This is a genomic window from Nocardia fodinahabitans (genome assembly GCF_052983615.1).
On sequence record NZ_JBRJJC010000001.1, the window covers coordinates 4,590,759 to 4,617,256 of the forward strand.

The following is a 26,498-nucleotide window of genomic DNA, read 5'->3' on the forward strand; positions in this document are numbered from 1 at the left end:
AACTCGGTCCGGCGCGCACGGCCGACACCGGCACGGCGAGAATCGGGGTGTATCGCTAGGCTGGACCACCATGTGCGGAATCGTGGGCTACGTCGGGTACCGGGACGCGCTCGGCGTTGTCGTCGACGCGTTGCGACGCATGGAGTATCGCGGATACGACTCCGCCGGCGTCGCGATCCTCGACGGAAACGGGTCGATCGCGGTCGAACGCAAGGCGGGCAAGCTGGCCAATCTGGAGGCCGAGCTGGGCGAAGCCGGGGCCGAGCGGTTCGCGGGCACCAGCGGCATGGGCCACACCCGGTGGGCGACGCACGGCGCGCCGACCGACCGCAACGCGCACCCGCACCGAGACGCGTCCGGCAAGCTCGCCGTCGTCCACAACGGCATCATCGAGAACTTCGCGCCGCTGCGCCGCGAGCTGGAGAACGCGGGCATCGAGCTGCTCAGCGACACCGACACCGAGGTCGCGGTGCACCTGGTGGCGCGCGCCTACGCCGAGGGCCCCACCGCGGGCGACTTCACCGCGAGCGCGCTGGCCGTGCTGCAGCGCCTCGAGGGCGCGTTCACACTGGTCTTCACCCATGCCGATCACCCGGGCACGATCGTCGCGGCCCGGCAGTCGACGCCGCTGGTCGTCGGCGTCGGCCAGGGCGAGATGTTCATCGCCTCCGATGTCACCGCGTTCATCGAGCACACCCGCGAGGCGGTCGAGCTCGGGCAGAACCAGGCCGTGGTGATCACCGCCGACAGCTACACCGTCACCGACTTCGCGGGCAACACCGAGGGCGTGGTGACCAGGCCGTTCACCATCGACTGGGATCTCGCCGCCGCCGAGAAGGGCGGCCACGACTACTTCATGCTCAAGGAGATCGAGGAGCAGCCGACCGCGGTCGCCGACACCCTGATCGGGCATTTCGTCGTCGACGAGAACGGCGGCCGGATCGTCCTGGACGAGCAGCGCCTCGCCGATCAGGAACTGCGCGAGTTCGACAAGGTGTTCGTCGTCGCGTGTGGCAGCTCCTACCACGCGGGCCTGCTCGCCAAGTACGCGATCGAGCACTGGACCCGGGTGCCGGTGGAGGTCGAGCTGGCCAGCGAGTTCCGCTACCGCGACCCGGTGCTGGACCGGTCGACGCTGGTGGTGGCGATCTCGCAGTCCGGCGAAACGGCCGACACGCTCGAGGCGGTGCGCCACGCCAAGGAGCAGAAGGCGCGCGTGCTCGCCATCTGCAACACCAACGGCGCGCAGATCCCGCGCGAGTCGGACGCGGTCATCTACACCCGCACCGGACCTGAGATCGGGGTCGCCTCGACCAAGGCGTTCCTGGCGCAGGTGGCGGCCAACTACCTGGTCGGTCTGGCCCTGGCGCAGGCGCGCGGGGTCAAGTACCCCGACGAGGTCGCCCGTGAGTTCGCCGAGCTCGAGGCCATGCCGAAGCTGATCGCGCGGGTGCTGGAGACCGGTGCGCAGGTGCGGGCCATCGCGCGCGAGCTGGCGCACGTGCCGACGGTGCTGTTCCTCGGCCGCCACGTCGGGTACCCGGTGGCGCTGGAGGGCGCGCTCAAGCTCAAGGAACTCGCCTACATGCACGCCGAGGGCTTCGCCGCCGGCGAGCTCAAGCACGGGCCGATCGCGCTGATCGAGGACGGCCTGCCGGTCATCGTGGTGATGCCTTCGCCGAAGGGCCGCCCGGTGCTGCACTCGAAGCTGCTGAGCAATATCCGCGAGATCCAGGCGCGCGGCGCGCGGACCATCGTGATCGCCGAAGAGGGCGACGACACGGTGCGGCCGTTCGCCGACGATCTGATCGAGATCCCGGCCGCCCCGACGCTGTACCAGCCGCTGCTGTCGACGGTCCCGCTGCAGATCTTCGCCGCCGAGGTGGCGCAGGCGCGCGGTTACGACGTGGACAAGCCGCGCAACCTGGCCAAGTCGGTCACCGTCGAGTAGATCGACTCCGCCCGACTCCGTCCCCGCACGCCCGACCCCGAGGAGGGCAGGCCGACGCAGTCGGCCGTCGGCGGCCGTCCCGCCGGTCAGGCGCCGTGGCGTACGCGACGAACGAACAAGCCACGGCACGTGACTGGCAGGACACAAGGGGCCGCCGACCGAGCGCACCAGCGCTCCAAGAACTCACCCCTGCTGGCGGAACCCGCCCCCGACCGATCAACCCGACCACCACGCCCCGACCCCGAGGAGGGGCAGGCCGACGCAGTCGGCCATCGGCGGCCGTCCCGCCGGTCAGGCGCCGTTGCGCAAGCGACGAAGGAGCAAGCAACGGCGCCTGACCGGCGGGACCCAAGGGGCCGCCGACCCGAGCGCGCCAGCGCTCCTAAGACACCGTGATGGAACCACGCATATCCGGGTGCAGGCTGCACAGGTAGCGGTAGGTGCCGGGCTGGGTGAAGGTGTAGGACCATTCGCCCTTGTCGATGATCGGGCTGTTGATGCCCATCGCCTTGTCGCCGATGCCCTGCACGTTGTGCGGTGCCTTGTCGGAGAACTTCCAGGTGACGGTCTCGCCGACCTTGATGGTGGCGTCGGCGGGGGAGTACTTCATCCCGGTGACGTCGATCGTGAGGTTGGTCGGTTTGTGCTCGGTCGGGGTGGTCGTGGTGGTGACCGGACGCGGCTTGCGGGTGGTGGTGGAGGCGGCGTCCCCGGAGTCGCCGGAGCAACCGGCGACCAGCAGGGTGGCGGCCACGACGAATCCGGCGACAACCCGGGTGGATGCGGCGCGGTGACGAACCATCGACATGGGTCTGGAGCGTAGTCTGCGAACGATCGCGGACCTGTCGTGGGCCGCGCGGGCGGCCGGGAGGCGACGATGTCGGATCGGCGTGGCTACTTCACCGCCGACCAGGTCAGGGCGGCCGAGGCGGAGCTGTTCACCCGGGTGCCTGCGGGCATGCCGATGCGCCGGGCCGCGTACGGGCTGGCCAACGTGGTGGCCGACGAGTTGCGTTCCTGGACCGGCGGTGTCGCGGGCCGGTCGGTCGGACTGCTGGTCGGGTCGGGCGACAACGGCGGCGACGCGCTGTGGGCCGGGTCGATGCTGGCGCGCCGCGGTGTGGCGGTGCGCGCGGTGCTGCTGAGTCCCGAACGCGCGCACCCGGACGGACTCGCCGCGCTGCGGAAGGCGGGCGGCCGGGTGGTCGACCGGCTCGATGCGGTGGATCTGGTGATCGACGGGATCGTGGGGATCTCCGGCCGCGGACCGTTGCGCCCGGCGGCCGCGGAACTGGTTGCGGCTGTGGATGTTCCGATCATCGCGGTCGATCTGCCCAGTGGGGTGGATGTGGATACCGGTGCGGTCGACGGGCCCGCGGTCCGTGCCGAGGTGACGGTGGCGTTCGGCTCGTACAAACCGGTGCACGCGCTGGCCGCCCCGTATTGCGGACGAATCGTGCTGGTGCCGATCGGTTTACGGCTGCCGGAACCGGACCTCGCCCAGGTCGAGGCCGCGGCGATCGGGGCGGACTGGCCGGTCCCCGGCGCGACGGACGACAAATACAGCCAGGGCGTGGTCGGGGTGTGCGCGGGCAGCGCGAAGTATCCGGGGGCCGGGGTGCTGAGTACCGGCGCGGCGGTGGCGGCGACTTCGGGTCTGGTGCGGTACGTCGGCGACGACACGGAGGTACTGGAGAATTTCCCCGAAGTCATCGCCAGCCACACGATCTCGGGAACCGGGCGGGTCCAGGCGTGGGTGTTCGGTCCCGGTGCGGGGACCGATGTCGCGGCCAGGGACCGGCTCGCGCAGGTACTGGCCACCGATCTGCCGGTGCTCGTCGATGCGGACGGGCTCACCCTGCTCGCCGCCGAACCCGACCTGGTCCGGGGCCGCACCGCGCCGACGGTGCTGACGCCGCACGCGGGTGAGTTCGCCCGGCTCACCGGTGCCGATCCCGGTCCGGATCGGGTGGCGGCGGTCCGCGCGCTCGCCGACGAGTGGCGGGTGACCGTGCTGCTGAAGGGCCGCGCGACGATCATCGCTGCGCCGGGAGAGACGACGCTGGTCAGCGACGCGGGTGGGTCCTGGGCCGCGACGGCGGGATCGGGTGACGTGCTGTCCGGCCTGCTCGGCGCGCTGCTGGCGACGGGTCGCCCACCCGCGTGGGCGGCCGCGGCCGCCGCCCGCGTGCACGCCCTGGCCGCCAACCTGGCCGCCTATGACGGTGAGCCGGCGGCCGCGCCGATCTCGGCCTCCCCGCTGTTGCGGCACATCCGTCCGGCCATCCGTGTCCTGCGGGAACTCGCCGGCGAATGACGGCATGACCCGGATGAGGTCATCCGGGTCATGATGACGGCACGCGCGTGATCGCGGCCGCCGCTGTCGCGGGGACCGGTCGGGTCGTGCGGGGGCAGGTTCTGTGAATCCGGCGGGTCCTGGCAGGATCGAAGCCGTGAATGCGCAAGTGGAGACTGTCATCGACCTGGATGCCATCGCCCACAACGTGCGTGTGCTGCGTGAGTTCGCGCAGGGCGCCGGGGTGATGGCGGTGGTCAAGGCCGACGGTTACAACCACGGCGCGGTCGAGGTCGGGCGCACGGCGCTGGCGTCCGGGGCCACCGAGCTGGGGGTCACGACGGTCGCCGAGGCGCTGGCCTTGCGCGCCGCCGGGATCACCGCGCCGATCCTGTGCTGGCTCAACACCGTCGACGCCGATTTCGGCGCGGCGATCGCGGCGGATGTCGAGATCGGGGTGTCCTCGCTCACGCAGTTGCGGGCCGTCGAGCGGGCCGCGCGCGCGAGCGGCCGGACCGCCGTCGTGACGCTCAAGGTCGACACCGGCTTGAACCGCAACGGTGTGTCGGTCACCGAGTATCCGCAGGTCCTGCGGGCCCTGCGCGCCCTCGTCGACGAGCAGGTCGTCCGGTTCCGGGCGATCTTCTCCCACCTCGCGCACTCCGACGAACCGGATCATCCGATGCTCGACCGGCAGCGGGAACGCTTCGTCGAGGCGATCGCGCAGGCCAAGGAACAGGGCCTGGAACCCGAGCAGGTGCACCTGGCGAATTCGGCGGCCACGCTGACCCGCCCCGACCTGCACTTCGACGTGGTCCGCCCGGGTATCGCCGTGTACGGGCTGTCCCCGATCCCGGAGCTCGGCGACTTCGGGCTGCGGCCGGCGATGACGCTGCAAGCCGAGGTCGCCCTGGTGAAACGGGTGGCCGCGGGGGAGGGCGTGTCCTACGGGCATCGCTGGATCGCGCCGCGCGACACGACGGTCGCGCTGGTGCCCGCCGGGTACGCCGACGGCGTATTCCGTTCGCTGAGTGGACGTTTCGAGGTGTGGTTGGGCGGGGCCCGGCACCGTAATGTCGGGCGCGTGTGCATGGACCAGTTCATGGTCGACCTCGGCGACAACCCGGGCGGCGTGCGGGAGGGCGATCGAGCGGTGCTGTTCGGCGGCGGCGCCGGGCATCCGCACGCGCTCGACTGGGCCAGGCTGCTCGACACCATCGACTACGAGGTGGTCTGCTCGCCGCGCGGCCGGGCCGTGCGTCGCTACGTGGGGACCGGCCGATGACGCGGGGCAGTGTGATCCTGCGCGGCGGCCTGGCGACCGCGAGTCTGCTCGGCGCGCTCGCCGTCGCGCATACCCTGCGCCGGATCGGCGCGCGCGTGCTGTGGCCCGCCGAACGCGACGAGTACCGCGACGAGAACTTCGCCCTGATCGACGAGGACGAGCCGGGGATGGTGATCGCCGACGACGGTGTGTCGCTGGCCACCCGCACCTACGGTGACGAGTCCGCCGAGGTGACCGTCGTCTTCGTGCACGGCTTCTGCAACAGCATGGAGTCCTTCCACTTCCAGCGTCGCGACCTCGCCCGTGAATGGGGCCCGCGGGTCCGGATGGTCTTCTTCGACCAGCGCGGGCACGGCCGCTCCGGCACGCCGAGCACCGAGAGCTGCACCGTCGCGCAGCTCGCCCACGATGTCGCCGCCGTGCTGCGCGAGTGCGCGCCGACCGGTCCGGTGGTGCTGGTCGGGCATTCGCTCGGCGGGATGGCCGTGCTCGCGGCCGCGGCGCAGTTCCCCGAACTCTTCGCGGCGCGGGTGCGCGCGGTCGGCCTGTTCTGTACCGCTGCCGCCGAGGTGACCTCGACCGGGTTGCCGCAGCTGCTGCGGCATCCGGCGATCGACGGGTTCCGGATGGCGGTGCGGACCGCGCCCGCCGTCGTCCAGGTGAGCCGGACCGCGGCCAAGCAGTTGGTGACGCCGATCCTGCACGTCAGCTCGTTCCACGGTCCGGTGAGCCCGACGCTGTCGCGGTTCACCACCATGATGATCGACCGCACCCCGGTCGCGACCATCGAGAAGTTCCTGAAAGCGATTGAGCTGCACGACGAGTCGGCGGCGCTGCCGGTACTGGCCGAGATCCCGGTGCTCGTCCTCGGCGGCGCGCACGACATGGTGATCCCGTTCCGCAACTCCCGCGCGCTGGCCGAGGCGCTGCCCGGCAGTGAGCTGGTGCGGGTGCGTGAGGCCGCGCACATGCCGCACCTGCAGTACCCCGAGGTGACGCTGGACGCGCTCGACCGGCTGCTGGTGAACGCCGGCTTCGGCGACGCGCGGGGCGGGGAGGCCGTCGGTGGCTGACCCACAGCAGCGCGTGCTGGCCACGGTCGAGGACACCGAGGCGTTCGGCCGGGAGTTGGCCGCGACCCTGCGCGCCGGTGACCTGGTGGTTCTCGACGGTCCGCTCGGCGCCGGAAAGACGGCTCTGACCAGGGGAATCGCGGCGGGTCTCGGTGTCGCGGGCCGGGTCAGCTCGCCGACCTTCATCATCGCGCGGGCGCACAAGGCGGGGCAGCGGCCCGACGGCACGCCCGGCGTCGCGCTGGTGCACGTGGACGCCTATCGGCTCGCGGGCGATCTGGACGAACTCGACGCGCTCGACCTCGACACCGACCTGCATCACGCCGTCGTCGTGGTGGAATGGGGCAAGGGTGTCGTGGAACACCTCACCGAGCGGCATCTGCGGGTGCAACTCGCACGGGAACCGGAATCCGATGTGCGCACGGTCATCTGGGAGTGGATCGAATAACCCGTGGATCGGCGGGCACCGGTGCGCGCCGGGCGCGGAAACCACCCGGTATTGTTGAGGCAATCATGCTCGTACTAGCAGTCGACACCGCGACACCCGCCGTTACAGCGGGATTGGTGCATCTGTCACCTGCCGCCGACGCGGACACCCGGCCCGCCGTGGCGACGCTCGCTGCCCGCGTGAAGGTCGACGCGCGCGCCCACGCCGAAGTGCTCACCCCGCAGATCCTGGAATGCCTCACCGAGGCCGGGGTGCGGCGCGACGAGCTCGACGCGCTCGTCGTCGGGATCGGGCCCGGCCCGTTCACCGGCCTGCGAGTCGGGATGGCCACCGCCGCCGCCTTCGGTGACGCGCTCGGGCTGCCCGTGCACGGGGTGTGCAGTCTCGACGCCATCGCCGCCGAGGCCGCGGGCGAGCAGCGCGAGATCGGCGAACTGCTGGTGGTGACCGACGCGCGCAGGCGCGAGGTGTACTGGGCCCGCTACCTGAACGGGGCGCGCACCGCCGGACCCGAGGTGTGCAAGCCCGGCGAGGTGCCGCTCGGTGACGCCGTCGCGATCGCGGGCTCGGCCGCCCACGTCGACTACTTCGATCTGCCGGTGCTGCCCAGCGAGACCCCGTCGCCCGCCGGGCTGGTGACCGTCGCCGCAGCCGAGCTGCTGGCCGGTACCACGCCCGAGGCGCTGGTCCCGCTGTACCTGCGCAGGCCCGACGCCGTCGAGAACAGCTTCCGCACCCTCGACCGGACCGGGGCGTGAGCGCCGTGTCCGACTACCGGATCGCACCGATGACGGTGCACGACATCGACCGCTGCGTCGAGCTCGAGCACCTGCTGTTCCCCGAGGACGACCCCTGGCAGGCGGTGTCGTTCCGGTCCGAGCTGGCCGGCGCGCACAACCGCTACATCACCGCCCGCGACGCGACGGGCGCGATGGTCGGCTACGCGGGCATCGCCCTGCTCGGCGACGCCGCGCATCCCGAGGCCGAGGTGCACACCATCGGCGTCGATCCGGACTGCCACCGTGGCGGCATCGGCACACTGCTGCTGGAGGCGCTGCTGGCCACCGCCGCCGAACGCGGCGGCCCGGTGTTCCTCGAGGTCCGCACCGACAACGCGCCCGCGATCGCGCTCTACGCCAAGCACGGTTTCCACATCATCGGGCTGCGCAAGAACTACTACCACCCCAGCGGTGCCGACGCGTACACCATGCGGCGGCCCGAACTCACCGTGGCGGCCGACGAATGGGCCGCGCGCGGCAGGCAGGACGAGGTGCTGTCGTGATCGTCATGGGCATCGAAAGCTCGTGCGACGAAACGGGAGTCGGCATCGTCCGGCGCCATCCCGACGGTTCGCTGGAGCTGCTCGCCGACGAGGTGGCCTCCAGCGTCGACCAGCACGCGCGCTTCGGCGGCGTGGTCCCCGAGATCGCCTCGCGCGCGCATCTCGAGGCGATCGTGCCCGCCATGCGCCGGGCGCTGGCCACTGCCGGGATCAGCAAACCCGACGCGCTCGCTGTCACCATCGGGCCCGGCCTCGCCGGTGCGCTGCTGGTCGGGGTCGCCGCGGCCAAGGCCTACGCGGCCGCCTGGGACGTGCCGTTCTACGCGCTCAACCACCTCGGTGGGCACGTCGCGGTGGACACCCTCGAGCACGGTCCGCTGCCGCCCGCGGTGGCGCTGCTCGTCTCCGGTGGGCACACGCATCTGCTGCAGGTCACCGATCTGGGCTCGCCGATCACCGAACTCGGCAGCACGGTCGACGATGCCGCGGGCGAGGCCTTCGACAAGGTCGCCCGCCTGCTCGGCCTGGGCTACCCGGGCGGCCCCTATCTCGATGCGGCGGCCACGGACGGTGATCCGCGCGCGATCGCGTTCCCGCGCGGGATGACCGGCCCGCGCGACGCCCGCTACGACTTCTCCTTCTCCGGCCTCAAGACCGCGGTCGCCCGCTATGTCGAGGCCGCGCAGCGCCAGGGCATCGGCCCCGACCAGCTGCCGATCCCCGATATCGCCGCGTCCTTCCAGGAGGCGGTCGCCGACGTGCTGACGATGAAGGCCGTGCGCGCAGCGACCGATGTCGGGGTCGACACGATCGTGCTCGGCGGCGGCGCCACCGCGAATTCGCGGATCCGCTCGCTGGCCGAGGAACGTTGCGCGGCAGCGGGATTGACCCTGCGGGTGCCCAAGCCCAGGCTGTGCACCGACAACGGGGTGATGATCGCGGCGCTCGGCGCGCACGTGATCGCGGCGGGCGCGCAGCCCGCGGAATTGACGGTCGCCACGGACCCGGGTCTGCCGGTATCGGTGAGCGCCCTGCGCGGCTAGTCGATCAGCTGGAGCGGCGCGGTCTCCGGCATACTCGCGGCGGGCGGCACCGGGAGCAGGCCCTGGGCGGGCCGCTGCGAGGGTGAGGTGTTCGGCGTCGACGGCCGCTGCTGCTGGCCACCCGATGACCCGCTGTCGAGCGGGCCGAGCGGCGACTCCGGGTAGGGGATCTGCGGCAGATTCGGATCCGGGCGCAGGGTGGGCGCCGTCGTCGACGGCGGCGCGATCGGGCTCGGGGACGACGGCGGGGTGGTCGACGGCGCGGTCGGAGCCGGGGTCGTCGCGGCCTCGGTGGTGGGCGGCGCGTTGGTGACGCCGGTGCGGTCGGTGCTCTCGCGGTTCTGTGGTGTCGGTGCCTGCTGCGGCACCACGGGTAACGGCGGCTGCCGCACGGTGCTGCTGGTGCCCGCGGGGGTGACCTCGGCGGGGTCGGGCGAGACCGCCTGCACGCCGTAGCCGATCACCAGGCCGACCACGACGACCGCGCCCGCCAGCGTCCCGGCCACCTTGGCGAAGGTGCCGCTCGGGGCGTCGCCCAGCGCGGCGACCTGTAAGGCCGACGGTGCCGCCGCGTCGGCGACCAGCGCGGCGCCCTTGGCGATCACGGCTTCCGGATCGGGCACGGTGATCACCGGCACGTCCAGCCTGTCGTGCAGCGTCTCGACGACGGCGGGGATATTGGCGCAGCCGCCGATCACCGCGACCGCCTCGGGGTACTTCGGCGCGCGGGTGAAGACCGAACCGGTGAACAGCGCGATATTGCGCAGCAGCCCGCCGATGAGCTCCTCGAAATCGGAGCGGGTGAGCTTGAGCGGCTGCCCGGCGACGTGGTCGATGGTGACCGCGGGCGCGATCGACAGGTGCTCCTTGGCCGCCCGGCCCCGGTTGGTCAGGGTGCCGCGGTTGGGCCTGGTGCCCCGGCGGGCGTAGTGCAGATCGACGAGATGGTGGTAGATCAGCTCGTCGATGGCGTTGCCGCTGAGCGTGGGCGTGCGCTCGGTGTGCAGGATCGTGCCGTCGGCGTGGTCGACGACGGTGACGGTGAGTCCGGTGGCGCCGAGGTCGACTACCGCGATGGTGGCGTAGCGGTCGAGCAGGCCGGTGTCGCGCAGGTAGGTCATCGCGGCGGTGCCCTCGGGTACCAGCCGCAGATCGCGGTGCCGGGTGGTGGCGGCGCGAATGGCCTGGGCCTGCTCCCTGTTCCGGTAGGCGACGGCGACACTGGTCGGTGGCCGCGAACGGGCCGGCTCGTCCCGGCGGTGCGCGCCGGAGGAATAGCGCCCGAGCGGTTCGCCCGCCATGGCGGCGCCCTGGGTGACGGGTAGCTGGGTGGTCATCAGCTCGATCGAGGACGACACGAGATCACCGAGATCGGAATGGGCCGCGTCGGCGGAGACGACGCGGTAGTCGAAGCTCTGCTCACCGGCGGGACCGGTGGCGACCAGTGCTGAGCACACCACCTCGTTACCTGCGGAGATGCCGAGGGATGTTCGCATGTTCACCTCCCTTCGAGCGGATGGTTCTGTGATGCCGACCATCTCGAATGGAACGCTATACATATCCTTTCACAGCCTGTTATGCGAACGTTACAGATTGCGGCAGGCGATGTGAAGATCACTGGCCAGTGTGGGCGTGTCGAAAATGCGACATTGGCAGAACCCACCCTTGAGCGCTGGCACTCTCACGTATAGAGTGCTAGTCGGCACTGTGTAGCTGTACTTGTGCCAGTCGACTACTGGGCTTCGGGTCCCGGCACCCGCGACGACGGGGCTGACGCGCAGAGTCGCATGCTGACCGAAACCCGGTCCGGGACAACAGTTCCGGACGACCGAATTTCCCCTGAAAGTGGAGGGCTCAACGTGGCGAGCGTGAACATCAAGCCGCTCGAGGACAAGATCCTCGTCCAGGCCAACGAGGCCGAGACGACGACGGCCTCCGGCCTGGTCATCCCGGACACGGCCAAGGAGAAGCCGCAGGAGGGCACCGTCATCGCCGTCGGCGAGGGTCGGATCACCGAGAAGGGTGACCGCATCCCCGTCGACGTCAAGGAAGGCGACGTCGTCATCTACAGCAAGTACGGCGGCACCGAGATCAAGTACCAGGGTGGGGAGTACCTCATCCTGTCGGCGCGCGACATCCTGGCCGTCGTCACCAAGTAGGCCAACGCCGCATTCGCGTTCCGCCCCGGCGTCGTCCAGCGACCCGGGGCGGATTGCGTGGCCCAGCGCCTTCGGCGTCTCGGCCGGCAGGGAACTCTTCTGCGTAGCACGCCGTGGCATCGCGATCGGCGGCAGCGCTGGGTTCATCAGTGTCTCGACCAGAGGATTGGAACTTCATGGCAAAGCAGATCGAGTTCGACGAGAAGGCTCGTCGGGCTCTGGAACGCGGTGTCGACAAGCTCGCCGACGCCGTCAAGGTGACCCTCGGTCCCCGTGGCCGCCACGTCGTGCTGGCGAAGGCCTTCGGTGGCCCGACCGTGACCAACGACGGTGTCACCATCGCGCGTGACATCGATCTCGAGGACCCCTTCGAGAACCTCGGCGCCCAGCTCGTCAAGAGCGTCGCCACCAAGACCAACGACGTCGCGGGCGACGGCACCACCACCGCGACCGTGCTGGCCCAGGCCTTCGTGCGCGCGGGCCTGAAGAACGTCGCCGCCGGCGCCAACCCGATCTCCCTCGGCCAGGGCATCGCGCTGGCCGCCGACAAGGTGTCGGAGGTGCTGCTGGCCGCGGCCACCCCGGTCTCCGGCGAGCAGGCCATCGCCCAGGTCGCCACCGTCTCCTCGCGGGACGAGGAGATCGGCGCGATGGTCGGCAAGGCGCTCACCACCGTCGGCAAGGACGGCGTGGTGACGGTCGAGGAGTCCTCGACCACCCAGACCGAGCTCGTGATCACCGAGGGTGTGGCGTTCGACAAGGGCTACCTCTCGCCCTACTTCGTGACCGACCCCGAGACCCAGCAGGCCGTGCTGGAGGACACCTACGTCCTGCTGCACCGCGACAAGATCAGCTCGCTGCCCGATCTGCTGCCGCTGCTCGAGAAGATCGCCGAGTCCGGCAAGGCCGTGCTGATCATCGCCGAGGACATCGAGGGCGAGGCCCTGTCCACCCTGGTGGTCAACTCGATCCGTAAGACTCTCAAGGCCGTCGCGGTCAAGGCGCCGTTCTTCGGTGACCGCCGCAAGGCGTTCCTCGACGACCTGGCCGTCGTCACCGGTGGCACCGTGATCAACCCCGATCTCGGCGTCACCCTGCGCGAGGCCACCATCGAGCAGCTCGGTCAGGCGCGGCGCATCGTCGTCACCAAGGACGAGACCGTCCTGATCGACGGCGCGGGCACCGAAGCCGACATCGCCGCCCGCAGCGCGCAGCTGCGTCGCGAGATCGAGGCCACCGATTCCGACTGGGATCGCGAGAAGCTCGAAGAGCGGCTGGCGAAGCTGGCCGGCGGCGTCGCGGTGATCCGCGTCGGCGCGGCCACCGAGACCGCGCTCAAGGAGCGCAAGTACCGCGTCGACGACGCGGTCGCAGCGGCCAAGGCCGCGGTCGAGGAGGGCATCGTCCCCGGTGGTGGTACCGCACTCGTGCAGGCCGCGACCGCGCTGCTCGAGCTGCGCGACTCGCTGACCGGCGACCAGCGCGTCGGCGTCGAGGTCGTCCGCAAGGGCCTCGAGGCACCGCTGTTCTGGATCGCCACCAACGCCGGTGTCGACGGCGCTGTCGTCGTCAGCAAGGTCGCCGACGGCAAGGAGGGCTTCAACGCCGCCACCCTGACCTACGGTGACCTGCTCACCGACGGTGTCGTCGACCCGGTCAAGGTGACCCGCTCCGCCGTGGTGAACGCCGCCTCGGTCGCGCGGATGATCCTGACCACCGAGAGCGCCATCGTGGAGAAGCCGGCCGAGGAGGCCGACGACCACGGGCATCACGGTCACGCGCACTGACGTGCCGTAACGACGAAGGCCCCTGGACCGCACTGCGGTTCGGGGGCCTTTCGTTTCGCGCTAGCTGGCTACCGGGGGCTCTTCGGCGTCGAGCGCGGCCAGCAGGCGCGCACGCAGGGAGGGGGGAGGTGGGGTCGGGGTACTCGCACCGAGTTCGGCCAGGACCGTGCGGGTAGCGCGGATCTCGTGCAGGAACTCGGTACAGAGGACGGGGTCTTCGGTATCGATGATGGTCTGGATCGCGTGATGGTCTTCGTCGTCGATCAATCCGAGCGCGACGGTGTGCGCGAGATCGATCTGGGATTCGTTCATCTCACGGCACCCCCAAACTTTTCTTCAGTCGTGTCAGTCCGTCCCGAATACGGGACTTGACGGTCGGTAGTCCGATGCCGAGATGCTGAGCTACCTCCGCATAGGTGCGCCCGCCGTAGTAGGCGAGCGAGATCGCCTCGCGCTGCGTCTCGGTCAATGTCGAGAGCCCGCGCTGGACGGCCTGTTGTTCGAGTCTGCGTTCCACCTCCTCCGTGACCTCGTCGAATTCGTTGCCGAGAACCCGTATCCCGTAAGCGACTTCGCGCTGGGTGTGGGCTTGCTCGGCACGAACCCGGTCGACCGCCCGCCGGTGCGCCAACGTCATCAGCCAGGTCACCGCCGACCCCTTGGCGGGGTCGAAACTCGTTGCGGTGCGCCAAATCTGGAGATAGACCTCTTGCGTAGTCTCCTCCGCGTATCCCGGGTCGTGCAGGACCCGCAGGATCAGGCCGAAGACGCGCGCAGACGTCCGGTCGTACAGTTCGGCAAAGGCTTGCTGGTCGGACAGGCCGCATCGTTCCAGCAGTGCGGCTAGCTCGACTCCTTCGGCCGCGCGTGCGGTAACCGCAGAATCCACGCTCGGTGGGAAGGCTTCGCTTCGGAACCCATTCTGTGTCATCGGTCACGAATGTAGCCCGCGGCTATGACCTCCCTCCGCCCGGGGGTGCCTTGTTGGGGTGCCAGCTGTTTGCTAGAGATTCGGCACGCCACGCCGGGCGGATGGGAGTTGATCTGCCGAAGTATCTAGACGGCCATACGGCGCCGGTTGCGGCGCGCGTGCATCTCGCGCTCGGTCTCCGACATTCCGCCCCAGATGCCGTAGGGCTCGCTCACCTTGAGCGCGTGGGTACGGCACTGCATCAGCACGGGGCAGGCCCGGCAGATCTCCTTGGCACGCATCTCGCGCGCGGTGCGGGCGCGGCCACGTTCGCCGTCGGGGTGGAAGAAGACGGCGGAGTCCTGGCCGCGGCACGAACCGCGCATCTGCCAATCCCAGACATCGGCGTTCGGGCCGGGGAGGTGAGTGGGCATGGGCATGGTGAACTCCTTGTGGTGCGAGCTCGTCAGCGTTGTCGAGCGACGTGGTGCGGCAGGTCTTCGCGCCACCTCGCGCGGAGGTGGCCGGCTCGACGGTGCCTGACGGTGCCGTAGGTGGTCGCTGCAATTTCGCGCGGCGCCGACCCCGGCGATGAGCTACGTTAGGTGCACGCGGGAATTTCCGTCAATAGTTCGACGCATTGGTTCCGCAAATCTGCAACGCTGAAATTTAACCTGCGCACTGTTTACATTTCATGCTCGCTCCGTCCATACTGTTCGGTTGGCTATGGATGGGTCCCCGCGCGGTGCTCGAGGTCTTCGGCGTTTTCCCAGGTCGCGCCAGGCAGGGCCGGTTTCGGCCGGCTGAGCCGCCGGTCGAGCGGGTGTTCCGGGTCACAACGGCCCTCGTCCGCGGACGGGGCGCAGATGGCGTAATCGGGGCGCCGAGGTTAATTGCGCGAAACGCATGTGAATTCGAAACTTTGCGGTAGTGGTGGCGGCGGGCGGAGATTTACCTGATGGCAACATGGACCGCCGGAGGAAAAGCTGATCGGTAGCTGTACCGATGCCGTCGTGACATATCACGAGAACGGCCCGGCACCCGCACCGGCTACAGTCTCGGCGTGCACACAACGGCTTCACCCGCGGATATCGGTTCCGAAATACTCGTTTCGACTGCTTTCGGGCCCACTCCCGGCACGGCCGCTGCGGAGTTGCCGACCCCGGCCACCCCACTGGACAGGTGGTATCGCGCGGTCGCGCTCGGTGCCCAGGGGCGCTACGCCGCCGCCAGGGCGGACCTGCTGACGCTCACCCGCGCGCGGATCGACCCGGCGCTGCGCTCGCGCGTCGAGAGCACCCGCGGCTCGCTGCTGCGCCAGCTCGGCGGGCACGCCGCCGCCGCGACGTTCGACGGTCGCGCGGCGACGCTCGCGCTCGGCGCCACCGGAACCGCGCGCGCCGAGGCGCTGGCCGACGCCTGCACCGGCCTGGCCGCCGACGCCCTCGGTACCGGCAGGCTCGCCCTGGCGCACCGGCTGCTCGGCCGGGTGGAACCACTGCTGGCCGACGCGCCCGCCCGCTGCGCGGTGCGCTGGCACTGGGTACGCGCGGAGACCGCGCTCGCCGGCGGCGAGGCCGGGCCGGCGCTGCGCGACGCCGAGACCGCGGTGGCGCTCGCCGCCGCGCTGCCGTCGGTCCGGCATAGGGTGAAATCGGCACTGCTCGTCGCCGCCGCGACCGCCGCCGCGGGCGACCCGGCCGGGTCGGCGGAACGCGCCGGCGCGGTCGACGCCGATTGCGCCGAATACGGCCTGCTTCCCCTGCGCTGGGCCACCGCGATGCTGCGCGCCGGGGTGTGCGAGGAGCCCGAAGCGCGGGCCGCCGCGACCGAAGCCGCAGATCATGCGGCCCGAATCCGCGGGTGGGGCGGGGATTTCACCCTGCCGTTCGCATGACCCGGTCCCGATGATCTTCCTGAGAGGTCTCATAGAAGGGGCCAGGCCCGCTGGCGGGTGATCAACGGGTCGCTATTGTTAGTTCCGTTCCGCCCCTTCGGTGGAAGCTCGGTCACATTGGACCGCGCCACTCGTAACGCCAGGAAAATCTCTGACGATGACGCATATGGGCGAAGAGTTGGACCTCGCCGTCGCTGCGGCTGCGCAGGGCGACAGGTCTGCTTTAGCTCAGGTACTGGAACTGATCCGTCCGCTGGTAGTCCGCTACTGCCGGGCCAGGATCGGTGCCGCGGAGCGCGGGCAGCTCTCCGCGGATGATGTTGCGCAAGAGGTCTGTTTGGCTGTGATGACCGCCCTGCCCCGCTATCAGGATCAGGGTCGGCCCTTCATGGCCTTCGTTTACGGAATCGCTTCGCACAAGGTCGCCGACGCCCATCGCAACGCCGCCCGTAACAAGGCGGAGGCGATGGCCGAAGTACCAGATGTCATATCCACCGACCATGGACCGGAGCAGCGAGCTCTCGACTCGGAGACGAGCAGGCAGATGAACACTCTGCTGGCCACGCTCCCCGAGAAACATCGGGAAATCCTGATCCTGCGCTTGGTGATGGGTCTGTCAGCAGAGGAAACCGCAGTCGCCGTGGGCAGCACGGCGGGGGCGATACGAGTAGCCCAGCACAGGGCACTCGCGAAACTGAAGTCACAAGTGGCGAGGGCAGGTGAAATGTATGGCTAGGGATGGCGAGCGCGGTCGAGGCGACCGGAAGGTTTGGCGTGGGTCGCATGACAGCGGTCCCTACGCCGCCGAGGATGCCGGTGATTCCGGTCCGGTCGACATTGCGGCGGTGCGCAGCGACGATGCGCTGATCGACGCGATCGCGAGCGACGGACCGGTGCGTACCGACAGCCCCGAGGAGTTCCAGCTGGCGTCGTTGCTCGCGGATTGGCGAGCTGACCTGCTGGCCGAGCCGATGCCCGCGGGTCCTGATCTGGACACCGTGTTCGCGGCGGTCAATCAGGAGATCGGCGCGCGGCAGGTTCGAGTCGGAGCTTCCTCGCGCGGACGTCTGCGGCTGGTACGACCCCTTCTCGGCGCGGCCGCGGCACTGGCCGTGGTCTTCGGCGGAGTCACAGCGTTCTCCTACAGCGCGGCACCCGGCGATCCGCTGTGGCGCGTCAAGGAGGTCGTGTTCAGCGAACAGGCGCAGTCGACCGTCGTGGCACGTGCCGACGACGATCTGGTCGCCGCGCAGAACCTGCTCGACGCCGGTAATCCGGAGCAGGCGCGGGCCCGGCTGGAACAGGCTTCCGCCACCGCGAGCCAGGTCAACGACCAGGGCAAGCGGGAAGACCTGGTCGCCCGCTGGAACCTGCTGCGGGACGAGCTGGCCAAGCGCGCGCCGGAGATCGCCGCCCAGCTGGCGCCGCCGACGCCGTCCGCACCCAGCCAGACCAAGCCGACCTCGCCGTCGCCGACGACCAACCCGGGCAGCACCGCTCCGGTGGTGCCGACCGGGCCCGGCACAGGCACCACCGATCCGTCGTCCGAGCCGCCGGTGATCATGCAGTCGCCGGGTCCCGGTTCGGAGACCAAGCCGCTCGTCCCGCCGGAGACCACCGAACCCACGGTGCCGCCGGTGACCACCGTGCCGACCACCCCGCCCCCGGTGACGGTCGACCCGACCACCCCGCAGACGACCATCGCCGTACCACCGCCGGTCACCGTGCCGACGGTGGTCCCGACGTCGGCTCCGTTGCCACCCACGGTGCCGCCGACTCTGCAGACGCCGCCGGCGATGACGATTCTGCCCGCGCCGCCCGCGGTGCCGTCACCCTGATCGCCTCGTTCCACGACGAAGGCCCCGAACCTCACAGGTTCGGGGCCTTCGTCGTTGTCTGTCGATGCCGTGCGGCGTCGTCCCCCGTGCACGCGTGACCGGAGCGGGGGAGCGGCGCCTGGCGGGCGGCTCAGCTGTCGAAGCCGTCGAATCCGTCGCCGTGGAACGCCTCGTTCATCGAGGCATCCGCGTAGCCGCGGCAGTAGTCCCAGGTGACGTACGCCTCGGGCGTCGGGTCGTAGGCGGGCTCGTGCGGACGGACGGTGCCGTCGACGAGTAGCTGCAGCAGGTTCGCCCGCAGCATGTCCCAGTCGTGGTAGTGATCTTGCCGACAATCCTCGCAGCTGACGACGAGCCCGCGGATGCCGCGATGGGCCAGCAGGGCTTCGTAGACGGCGAGGTCCGCGAGATCTTCCTCGACCGCGAGGCGCTCATGAGGATCCAGCGGCTCACCGGGCTCGATGGCATCGAGCGCGGCAGACGGGTCGGAGGGGTCTCCGGCGAAGGGATCCGGCGGCAGGCCAGGTGGTAGATGGTCACGCACATCCCCACGGTACGCAGTACTTGGTGGTCTGCGCCAGCGATGCACCGGGCAAGTTTGCCGCGGGGCTCACTTCACAGGCGTGTTCGCCCGCCGGATACCATGGAATGCAGGCGTCGGCGAGCTTGTTCTCACCGACCATCAATCATTTCCGCTCAGCACCGCCGCGCTGCATCGTCGGCGTCGGTCGCTGCCGACGACCAGGAGGGGTCGATCCGAATGAGTAATCCCGTGTCGGGCGAACGAATCGCGGTGCGCCCTCCTACGGGTGGCGACGATCCGACCAAGATCGCCATGCTCGGCCTCACGTTCGACGACGTGCTGTTGCTGCCTGCCGCCTCGGATCTCATCCCCAGTTCCGTCGAGACCTCCAGCAGGCTCACCAGGGAGATCACCCTGCGCACCCCGCTGGTGAGTTCGGCCATGGACACCGTCACCGAGGCCCGCATGGCCATCGCGATGGCGCGTGCCGGCGGTATGGGCGTGCTGCACCGCAACCTGTCGGCCGCCGATCAGGCCGCCCAGGTGGAGACGGTGAAGCGCTCCGAGGCGGGCATGGTGACCGACCCGGTCACCTGTCGTCCCACCGACACCCTCGCCGAGGTCGACGCCATGTGCGCCCGCTTCCGCATCTCGGGCCTGCCCGTGGTGGACGAGACCGGCGCGCTGGTGGGCATCATCACCAACCGTGACATGCGCTTCGAGGTCGACCAGGACCGCCGCGTCGACGAGGTGATGACCAAGGCGCCGCTGATCACCGCCCAGGAGGGCGTCACCGCCGAGGCCGCGCTGGGTCTGCTGCGCCGCCACAAGATCGAGAAGCTGCCGATCGTCGACGGTAACGGCCGGCTGCGTGGCCTGATCACGGTCAAGGACTTCGTCAAGACCGATCAGTACCCCAACGCCACCAAGGACCGCGACGGCCGCCTGCTGGTCGGCGCGGCGATCGGTGTCGGCCAGGATTCCTGGTCGCGCGCGATGACGCTGGCCGACGCCGGGGTCGACGTGCTGATCGTCGACACCGCGCACGGCCACCAGTCGCAGGTGCTCCAGATGGTCGCCAAGGTCAAGGCCGAGGTGGGCGACCGCATCCAGATCGTCGGCGGCAACGTCGCGACCCGGGCGGGCGCCGCGGCACTCGTCGAGGCGGGCGTTGACGCCGTCAAGGTGGGTGTCGGTCCCGGCTCCATCTGCACCACCCGCGTGGTCGCCGGTGTCGGCGCGCCGCAGATCACCGCGATCCTCGAGGCCGTCGCCGCGTGCAAGCCCGCCGGTGTGCCGGTCATCGCCGACGGTGGCGTGCAGTACTCCGGTGACGTCGCCAAGGCCATCGCCGCCGGCGCGTCGACCGTGATGCTCGGCTCGCTGCTCGCGGGCACCGCCGAGTCGCCCGGCGATCTGGTGCTGGTCAACGGCAAGCAGTTCAAGGCTTACCGCGGCATGGGTTCCCTCGGGGCCATGCAGGGCCGCGGCCAGGCCAAGTCGTACTCCAAGGACCGCTACTTCCAGGACGACGTGCTCGCCGAGGACAAGCTGGTCCCCGAGGGCATCGAGGGACGCGTGCCGTTCCGTGGCCCGGTCAACCAGGTGATCCACCAGCTCGTCGGCGGCCTGCGCGCGGCCATGGGCTACACGGGTTCGCAGCACATCGAGCACCTGCAGGGCGCTCAGTTCGTGCAGATCACCGCGGCGGGACTCAAGGAGAGCCACCCGCACGACATCACCATGACGGTCGAGGCCCCGAACTACACCGGGCGCGGCTGAGTACACTAGACGCGTTTGTGCGCCGGAGGGCCGACCTCCGGCGCACAGCCACGTGGCCGACTCGCACCCTGCAGGGGCTTGCGGTCTACCGACCGACAGCGAAGGCTGACATCGAACATGTCACCTTCGACGCCAACGTTCCCCGCACCCGCGACCTCGAGGAGCGGCGGCCACGCAGTGGCCGTTCGCGGCCGGGCCGCCGGTCAGGCGCCGGTGCGTAGGCGACGTAGGAGCAAGCACCGGTGCCTGACCGGCGGCCCTTCGGGGCCGCGAACACGCGCGCACCAGCGCGCAGAAAGAAGAGCGTGACTGTGCGTGACATGGTGGAAATCGGCATGGGGCGGGTCGCTCGGCGGACCTACGAGCTCGACGACGTCGATATCGTCCCCTCGCGGCGGACGCGGTCGTCCAAGCTGGTCTCGCTGGCCTGGCAGCTCGACGCCTACCGTTTCGAGATCCCGGTGCTCTCGCACCCCACCGACGCGCTGGTCTCCCCGGAGTTCGCGATCGAGCTGGGTCGTCTCGGCGGCCTCGGCGTGATCAACGGCGAGGGCCTGTGGGCGCGGCACGCCGACGTCCAGGGCAAGGTCGATCAGCTGATCGATCTCGTCGACAAGGGGGGTTACGAACGCGCGATCTCCCTGCTGCAGGAATTACACGCGGCGCCCATGCAGCCCGACCTGCTCGCGGCCGCGGTCGCGCAGGTGCGCGCGGCGGGCGTGACCACCGCGGTGCGGGTCAGCCCGCAGAACGCGCGGGCGCTGACCCCGGCGCTGGTGCAGGCCGGTGTCGACCTGCTGGTGGTGCAGGGCACCATCATCTCCGCCGAGCACGTGGGCGACGGTGAGCCGCTGAACCTGAAGACCTTCATCGCCGAGCTGGACGTGCCGGTCGTCGCCGGTGGCGTGAGCGATCACCGCACCGCGCTGCACCTGATGCGCACCGGCGCCGCGGGCGTCATCGTCGGCTACGGCTCCTACCCGGGTGCCACCACCACCGGCGAGGTGCTCGGCATCGGCGTGCCGATGGCGACCGCGATCGCCGACGCCGCCGCGGCCCGCCGCGACTACCTCGACGAGACCGGCGGCCGCTACGTGCACGTCATCGCCGACGGTGACGTCGCCACCTCCGGCCAGCTCGCCAAGGCCATCGCCTGCGGCGCCGACGCCGTGATGCTCGGTGTGCCGCTGTCGGTTTCGGCCGAGGCGCCCGGTCGCGGCTGGTACTGGCCCTCGGCGACCGCGCACCCCTCGGTGCCGCGCGGCTCGTTCCTGCCGGTCGACGAGTCCTGGCTCGACGGCGCCGACGGCACCGTCACCCGCCCGAACCTCGAGCGCGTGCTCTACGGCCCCTCCGACGACCCGTTCGGCTCGCTGAACCTGGTCGGCGGCCTGCGCCGCTCGATGGCCAAGGCCGGCTACTCCGACCTCAAGGAATTCCAGAAGGTCGGGCTCAGCGTCCGCTAACGCGCGTGAGTCAGGGGGACCCGCTCCCGCAGGAACCGCGCGATCGCCGCGTTGACCGGTTCCGGGTGGGTCATCGTGACGGCCAGACGGGCGCCATCGATCTCCAGGAAGGTGGAGGCGGTGAGCCCGTCGGCCAGCGTGCGGGCCCGTTGGCCCGCGATGCCGCTGTGGGTGGCGTGGATGATCAGCGCGGGGCAGGTGATCTCGCGCAGCCGGTCCAGCACCGAGTCGCGCCCGAGCAGGCAGCCCACGGCGGCGTCGAGGCCGTTGTGCGCGTCGCAGACCCAGCGCTTGGTCCAGATGTCGCGGTGCCGGTCGTCGTCGCCGATCAGCCAGTCGGCCAGGCGGTTCGCGGCTTCCGCGCGTGAGCCCTTGTCGTGCCATTCGTCGAGGAAGCGCTGGGTCGCGGTGGACTGCTCCCTGGTCGGCCCATGCGCCTCGGTGCTGATGAGGATGAGCGCGGCGACCCGCTCCGGCGCGACCAGCGCGGTCCGCAATGCGGTGAAGCCCCCCTGCGCGGTGCCGCCGACCACAGCGCGTTCGGCGCCGATGTCGTCGAGGACGGTCAGCGCGTCGCGCGCGGCGGTCCAGTACGTGAACGGCAACCGCTGATCCTTGGTGCGGCCGTGCCCGCGCGCGTCCCAGGCCACGATCCGGAATTCGGGTGCCAGCGCGGCCTGCTGCGAGGCGAACATGGTGTGGTCCATGAAGAATTCGTGGGCGAGCAACACCACCGGACCCGTGCCACCGCTGTCCTCGTAGTAGATGTCGGCATCGATCGCGCGGGCGAATGGCACGTGGACGAGGATAGCCAGGTCGACCGGGTATTGCGCAATGTTCCCCCAACGCGTGTGCGTGCACCGATGCCCGCTGCTCGACCGTCGTGCGCCGTCACTAAACTGTCCCGGTGGCAGAAACTCAGAGACCGGTCCTCGTCGTCGACTTCGGCGCACAGTACGCCCAGCTGATCGCTCGCCGGGTGCGCGAGTCGCGCGTGTTCTCCGAGGTGATTCCACACACCATGACGGTGGAGGAGATCGCCGAGAAGCAGCCGCTGGCCGTCATCCTGTCCGGCGGTCCGTCCAGCGTGTACGCCGAGGGCGCCCCGCAGCTCGACGCCCGGCTGTTCGACCTGGGCGTGCCGGTGTTCGGCATCTGCTACGGCTTCCAGGCGATGGCGCAGGCGCTCGGCGGCACGGTGGCCCACACCGGCACCCGCGAATACGGCCGCACCGAGCTCAGCATCGACGGCGGCGTGCTGCACGGCGGCCTGCCGACCATCCAGCCGGTGTGGATGAGCCACGGTGACGCCGTGACCGACGCCCCCGCGGGCTTCGAGGTCACCGGCACCACCGCGGGCGCGCCCGTCGCCGCGTTCGAGGATCGCGCCCGCCGCCTGGCGGGTGTCCAGTACCACCCCGAGGTGCTGCACTCGCCGCACGGCCAGCAGGTGCTGAGCCGCTTCCTGCACGAGCTCGCGGGCATCCCCGCGCAGTGGACCCCGGCCAATATCGCCGAGGCGCTGATCGAGGACGTGCGCGCGCAGATCGGTGACGGCCACGCCATCTGCGGTCTGTCCGGTGGCGTCGACTCCGCCGTCGCCGCCGCGCTGGTGCAGCGCGCGATCGGTGACCGCCTCACCTGTGTGTTCGTCGACCACGGTCTGCTGCGGGCGGGCGAGCGCGAGCAGGTGCAACAGGACTTCGTCGCCGCGACCGGCGCCAAGCTGGTGACCGTCGACGCGGTCGACAAGTTCCTGGGTGAGCTGAAGGGCGTCTCCGATCCGGAGGAGAAGCGCAAGATCATCGGCCGCGAGTTCATCCGCTCCTTCGAGGACGCGGTCGCGGGCATCGTGCTCGAGGAGGGCGCCGCCGCGGGCACCGCGCCGAAGGTCGAGTTCCTGGTCCAGGGCACCCTGTACCCGGACGTCGTCGAATCCGGCGGCGGCACCGGCACCGCGAACATCAAGAGCCACCACAATGTCGGCGGTCTGCCCGACGACCTCGGTTCGACCTGGTCGAGCCGCTGCGCCTGCTGTTCAAGGACGAGGTCCGCGCGGTCGGCCGCGAGCTGGGCCTGCCCGAGGAAATCGTTGCGCGCCAGCCCTTCCCGGGTCCGGGCCTGGCCATCCGCATCGTCGGCGAGGTGACCGCCGATCGGCTCGACCTGCTCCGCCAGGCCGACGCCATCGCCCGCGAAGAGCTCACCGCCGCCCGGCCTGGACAAGCAGATCTGGCAGTGCCCGGTCGTGCTGCTGGCCGACGTGCGCTCGGTCGGCGTGCAGGGCGACGGCCGCACCTACGGTCACCCGATCGTGCTGCGCCCGGTGTCGAGCGAGGACGCGATGACCGCGGACTGGACCCGGCTGCCCTACGACGTGCTGGAGCGCATCTCCACTCGCATCACCAACGAGGTGAAGGACGTCAACCGCGTGGTGCTCGATGTGACGAGCAAGCCGCCGGGCACCATCGAATGGGAGTGAGCTGTATTTTTGGCGGCTGGTGCCGCGGGTTTTCGGCCTCGTGACCTCGCCGCCGAGGGGCGATACTGCGCCTTCGGCGTTACGTCTCGCCCCTCGGCGGCGAGGCGGCCGAAAACGGGGTGGGGGCGATCGGTGGTTTGTGTCGGTGGGTGAGCAGGATTCGGCCCAGCGGTAGGGCGTTCGAGGGGCGCGGGTGTTGCTCGCGGTGTGTGCTTTCGTTCATTGCCGTTGTCCTCCAACGACAATGGCCCGTCACGGTGACGGGCCATTGTCGTGTCTCGGTGGTCGGTGTGCCTTCGTCAGTGTCGTTTGCGGCGGGGGGAGAACGTCAGCAGTAGGCCGATGACGATCGCCGCGATCACGACGCCCCAGCCGATCGGCAGGATGCCGCCGTTGTCGGGGGTCGGTGCGCCGAGCAGGGCCCAGACGCTCAGGGCCAGGGCGATCAGGCCGGTGCAGAGCAGCGAGAACGCCGGTGTGCGGCGGGGTTCGGTGCTGGTCGGGTCAGCCACGGGTCACCTCCACGGCACCAAGGTGCATCTTGATGTGCAGGTCGAGGACCGGGGCGCCGGGGGTTTTCGGCCCGCTCAGGCCTTCGACGCAGGTCGCGTCGGTCACCCGGATGTCACATGTCGTATTCACTGTCATCCCTTCGGGCAGGTGCACTTTCGCGTCACCGATGTTCACCGCGACCTCGACGCTGCGCGACTCGGTGAGGTCCAGTCCGCGCAGATCCAGCGTGCCGGAACCGATGTCGAGGGCGTAGCGGGGCTGCAGCTCGGTCACCGAGGTCGGTGCCCAGACGCGGTCACCGATGGCCCCGTTGTGCTCGAAGTCGATCGGCCCGATCAGCGAGGCCAGCAGCACGAACCCGGCCAGCGGCGCGGTGAGTACCAGCAGCCCGTAGCCGCGCCGCAGGAACGCGCCCGCGATCAGTCCGAGCCCGACGACCGCGAGCGCGACGGCCGCGATCCGCGCCGGTGTCATCCATTCGACGCCGGACGCCGCTACCGCACCGGCCAGCGCGGCCGCCAGGATGGCCAGTCCGATGGTGATCGGGGTGAGCCGGGACCGTGGCCGCTTCGGCGGCGGTGGCGGTACCGCCACCGCGTAGCGCGGTGCCGCCTCGGGGAGCTCCCAGGCCAGCGGCGCGATGCCGAGCGGATCGACCCCGCTGGGCACCTGTGCGCCGGTGCGCGGGAAACCCGGTGTGGGCGAAGGGGGTACGGGGAGGCCCTTGCCGAGGACGGCGGTCGTGCCGAGCCCGGAATCCGCGATCGGCTCCGGCGTCACCACCTCGGACGGTCCGGCGTCGCGCTTGTCGAGATCGATGGTCGTCGTGGGATCGCCCGACTCGTCGACGGGGCGGGCGGGATCGGTCGGCACGGCGCGCGGCGGGGTAGATTCCGCGTCGGCCGCCGTGGCCGAATCCGATGCGGGCACGTCGGCTGCCGTGCCGGCGGAAGACGGTTCGGCGGTGCCGGGTTCGTCGGTGGTCGCCGGTGCGACGTCCTTGTGCAGGACGATCGTCTCGGAGGCATCCACGCGCAGCAGGGGAGTGGATTCGGCTGCGTCGGTGCGGGTTTCCTCGCGGGGCAGCACGGTCGTGGCCGGATCGGGGACGTAGGCGTCCGGCAGTTTCGTGTAGGGCGTGTACATCCCGGTCGGCGGCACGTCCGGGATGTAGGGATAGCCGCGGACCGGCACGCCGGTCGGATAGCCGGCGGCCGGATAGCCCGCCGTGCCGAGCGATTCGGCGCGGACGGTGTCGAAACCGCTGGGCAGTTCGGGGTGCCGGATGTAGAGCATCCACCAGCCCGCCAGCATCAGCCCCATGCTGACCACCCCGGAGCCGCCCATTCCGAGCCCCACCGGCCCCATGGTCGACACCGCGATCGCCAGCGCGACGATCAACACGATCGTCTTGGTCTGCGAATGCGTGCCGCGCGCGTGATCGGTCAGCGCCTCGGCCGCCGACGCCTCGTTCCCCGCCGAACTCAGCACCAGCCACGCCAGCAGATACAGCACGATGCCGGCGCCACCGAAGATCGTCGACACCACGAACGCCACCCGCAGCAGCACCGGATCGACGCCGTATCGCAGCCCGAACCCGGCCGCGACGCCGGCGATCGGCCCCTGCCGCGGCAGCCGGACGGGCCGCGTATGCCACATCTGCTGGATCTGGTCACCGAAGCTCGTTCTGCTCATGTCCTCCATGGTGTGCTCGACCAGTCCTTTCGCACATCGGGGTGAACCCTGAGGTTTGCCCGGGTTCC

General features: G+C 70.3%; 24 protein-coding genes and 1 pseudogene. 16 read left to right on the top strand and 9 right to left on the bottom strand.

Going from position 1 to position 26,498, the window contains the following annotated elements; genetic code table 11:
- Positions 1 to 70: 70 nt before the first annotated feature.
- Complete coding sequence (gene glmS / locus NV348_RS21285) at positions 71 to 1,951, top strand: glutamine--fructose-6-phosphate transaminase (isomerizing) (RefSeq protein WP_447148467.1); 1,881 nt, start codon at positions 71 to 73, stop codon at positions 1,949 to 1,951.
- Between the two features lie 382 nt (positions 1,952 to 2,333).
- Here glmS and NV348_RS21290 read toward each other — a convergent pair whose 3' ends face one another.
- Positions 2,334 to 2,759: a cupredoxin domain-containing protein gene (locus NV348_RS21290; RefSeq protein WP_447148468.1), complete on the bottom strand. Its 426-nt coding sequence runs from the start codon at positions 2,757 to 2,759 to the stop codon at positions 2,334 to 2,336.
- Positions 2,760 to 2,828: 69 nt separating this feature from the next.
- On the opposite strand from NV348_RS21290, the gene NV348_RS21295 reads away from it, so the two are divergent.
- The 7 genes from NV348_RS21295 (at position 2,829) to tsaD (ending at position 9,378) form a co-directional block, all read left to right on the top strand.
- On the top strand, positions 2,829 to 4,268 hold the full coding sequence (locus tag NV348_RS21295) for an NAD(P)H-hydrate dehydratase (RefSeq protein WP_447148469.1): 1,440 nt from the start codon (positions 2,829 to 2,831) through the stop codon (positions 4,266 to 4,268).
- 103 nt (positions 4,269 to 4,371) lie between these two features.
- A complete protein-coding gene (gene alr / locus NV348_RS21300) occupies positions 4,372 to 5,532 on the top strand; it encodes an alanine racemase (protein WP_447148470.1) in 1,161 nt (386 codons plus the stop codon).
- Positions 5,529 to 6,605: an alpha/beta fold hydrolase gene (locus tag NV348_RS21305; protein WP_447148471.1), complete on the top strand. Its 1,077-nt coding sequence runs from the start codon at positions 5,529 to 5,531 to the stop codon at positions 6,603 to 6,605. Before alr ends, NV348_RS21305 begins: the two co-directional genes overlap by 4 nt.
- A complete protein-coding gene (gene tsaE, locus NV348_RS21310) occupies positions 6,598 to 7,053 on the top strand; it encodes a tRNA (adenosine(37)-N6)-threonylcarbamoyltransferase complex ATPase subunit type 1 TsaE (RefSeq protein ID WP_447148472.1) in 456 nt (151 codons plus the stop codon). Before NV348_RS21305 ends, tsaE begins: the two co-directional genes overlap by 8 nt.
- 65 nt (positions 7,054 to 7,118) lie before the next feature.
- Positions 7,119 to 7,811, top strand: a complete 693-nt coding sequence (gene tsaB, locus NV348_RS21315) for a tRNA (adenosine(37)-N6)-threonylcarbamoyltransferase complex dimerization subunit type 1 TsaB (RefSeq protein WP_447148473.1) — start codon at positions 7,119 to 7,121, stop codon at positions 7,809 to 7,811.
- Between the two features lie 29 nt (positions 7,812 to 7,840).
- Entirely contained in the window at positions 7,841 to 8,335 is a 495-nt protein-coding gene (gene rimI / locus NV348_RS21320) for a ribosomal protein S18-alanine N-acetyltransferase (RefSeq protein WP_447151111.1), read from the top strand.
- On the top strand, positions 8,332 to 9,378 hold the full coding sequence (tsaD, locus tag NV348_RS21325; protein ID WP_447148474.1) for a tRNA (adenosine(37)-N6)-threonylcarbamoyltransferase complex transferase subunit TsaD: 1,047 nt from the start codon (positions 8,332 to 8,334) through the stop codon (positions 9,376 to 9,378). Before rimI ends, tsaD begins: the two co-directional genes overlap by 4 nt.
- On the opposite strand, the gene NV348_RS21330 is transcribed toward tsaD, so the two are convergent.
- Entirely contained in the window at positions 9,375 to 10,874 is a 1,500-nt protein-coding gene (locus NV348_RS21330; protein ID WP_447148475.1) for a DUF7159 family protein, read from the bottom strand. The two genes, tsaD and NV348_RS21330, sit on opposite strands and share 4 nt — an antisense overlap.
- A 363-nt stretch (positions 10,875 to 11,237) precedes the next feature.
- On the opposite strand from NV348_RS21330, the gene groES reads away from it, so the two are divergent.
- Both groES and groL read left to right on the top strand, forming a co-directional pair.
- Positions 11,238 to 11,537 carry a co-chaperone GroES gene (gene groES / locus NV348_RS21335; protein ID WP_019045169.1) on the top strand — a complete coding sequence of 100 codons (300 nt, stop codon included), beginning with the start codon at positions 11,238 to 11,240 and terminating at the stop codon, positions 11,535 to 11,537.
- 176 nt (positions 11,538 to 11,713) lie between these two features.
- On the top strand, positions 11,714 to 13,324 hold the full coding sequence (gene groL / locus NV348_RS21340) for a chaperonin GroEL (protein WP_447148476.1): 1,611 nt from the start codon (positions 11,714 to 11,716) through the stop codon (positions 13,322 to 13,324).
- A 60-nt stretch (positions 13,325 to 13,384) separates the two neighbouring features.
- Here the strand turns inward: groL and NV348_RS21345 are convergent, their stop codons facing one another.
- From NV348_RS21345 to NV348_RS21355, 3 genes are all read right to left on the bottom strand, one after another.
- Complete coding sequence (locus NV348_RS21345; protein WP_447148477.1) at positions 13,385 to 13,636, bottom strand: RskA family anti-sigma factor; 252 nt, start codon at positions 13,634 to 13,636, stop codon at positions 13,385 to 13,387.
- A 1-nt stretch (position 13,637) separates the two neighbouring features.
- The gene (locus tag NV348_RS21350) at positions 13,638 to 14,255 is read right to left on the bottom strand and encodes a sigma-70 family RNA polymerase sigma factor (protein ID WP_365055330.1); all 618 of its coding nucleotides are present in this window, start codon (positions 14,253 to 14,255) and stop codon (positions 13,638 to 13,640) included.
- Positions 14,256 to 14,380: 125 nt separating this feature from the next.
- A complete protein-coding gene (locus tag NV348_RS21355; protein ID WP_022567299.1) occupies positions 14,381 to 14,674 on the bottom strand; it encodes a WhiB family transcriptional regulator in 294 nt (97 codons plus the stop codon).
- Between the two features lie 623 nt (positions 14,675 to 15,297).
- Between NV348_RS21355 and NV348_RS21360 the strand changes: the two genes are divergently transcribed.
- The 3 genes from NV348_RS21360 to NV348_RS21370 all read left to right on the top strand — a co-directional run bounded on the left by NV348_RS21360 (position 15,298) and on the right by NV348_RS21370 (position 17,969).
- A complete protein-coding gene (locus NV348_RS21360; protein WP_447148478.1) occupies positions 15,298 to 16,131 on the top strand; it encodes a hypothetical protein in 834 nt (277 codons plus the stop codon).
- A 157-nt stretch (positions 16,132 to 16,288) separates the two neighbouring features.
- Positions 16,289 to 16,867: a sigma-70 family RNA polymerase sigma factor gene (locus NV348_RS21365; protein WP_447148479.1), complete on the top strand. Its 579-nt coding sequence runs from the start codon at positions 16,289 to 16,291 to the stop codon at positions 16,865 to 16,867.
- 109 nt (positions 16,868 to 16,976) lie between these two features.
- Positions 16,977 to 17,969: an anti-sigma-D factor RsdA gene (locus NV348_RS21370; RefSeq protein WP_447148480.1), complete on the top strand. Its 993-nt coding sequence runs from the start codon at positions 16,977 to 16,979 to the stop codon at positions 17,967 to 17,969.
- Positions 17,970 to 18,099: 130 nt separating this feature from the next.
- Here the strand turns inward: NV348_RS21370 and NV348_RS21375 are convergent, their stop codons facing one another.
- Positions 18,100 to 18,513, bottom strand: a complete 414-nt coding sequence (locus NV348_RS21375) for a DUF5319 domain-containing protein (protein WP_011207424.1) — start codon at positions 18,511 to 18,513, stop codon at positions 18,100 to 18,102.
- 216 nt (positions 18,514 to 18,729) lie between these two features.
- On the opposite strand from NV348_RS21375, the gene guaB reads away from it, so the two are divergent.
- Both guaB and NV348_RS21385 read left to right on the top strand, forming a co-directional pair.
- A complete protein-coding gene (gene guaB, locus NV348_RS21380; protein WP_447148481.1) occupies positions 18,730 to 20,274 on the top strand; it encodes an IMP dehydrogenase in 1,545 nt (514 codons plus the stop codon).
- 311 nt (positions 20,275 to 20,585) lie between these two features.
- Positions 20,586 to 21,740, top strand: a complete 1,155-nt coding sequence (locus NV348_RS21385) for a GuaB3 family IMP dehydrogenase-related protein (RefSeq protein ID WP_447151112.1) — start codon at positions 20,586 to 20,588, stop codon at positions 21,738 to 21,740.
- Here NV348_RS21385 and NV348_RS21390 read toward each other — a convergent pair.
- A complete protein-coding gene (locus NV348_RS21390; RefSeq protein ID WP_447148482.1) occupies positions 21,737 to 22,537 on the bottom strand; it encodes an alpha/beta fold hydrolase in 801 nt (266 codons plus the stop codon). The two genes, NV348_RS21385 and NV348_RS21390, sit on opposite strands and share 4 nt — an antisense overlap.
- A 110-nt stretch (positions 22,538 to 22,647) precedes the next feature.
- Between NV348_RS21390 and guaA the strand changes: the two are divergent.
- A pseudogene (gene guaA / locus NV348_RS21395) lies at positions 22,648 to 24,222 on the top strand (glutamine-hydrolyzing GMP synthase).
- A gap of 299 nt (positions 24,223 to 24,521) precedes the next feature.
- Here guaA and NV348_RS21400 read toward each other — a convergent pair.
- On the bottom strand, positions 24,522 to 24,734 hold the full coding sequence (locus NV348_RS21400; protein ID WP_447148483.1) for a hypothetical protein: 213 nt from the start codon (positions 24,732 to 24,734) through the stop codon (positions 24,522 to 24,524).
- Positions 24,727 to 26,430: a PspC domain-containing protein gene (locus NV348_RS21405; protein WP_447148484.1), complete on the bottom strand. Its 1,704-nt coding sequence runs from the start codon at positions 26,428 to 26,430 to the stop codon at positions 24,727 to 24,729. The genes NV348_RS21400 and NV348_RS21405 overlap by 8 nt, the downstream gene beginning before the upstream one ends.
- Positions 26,431 to 26,498: the final 68 nt, after the last annotated feature.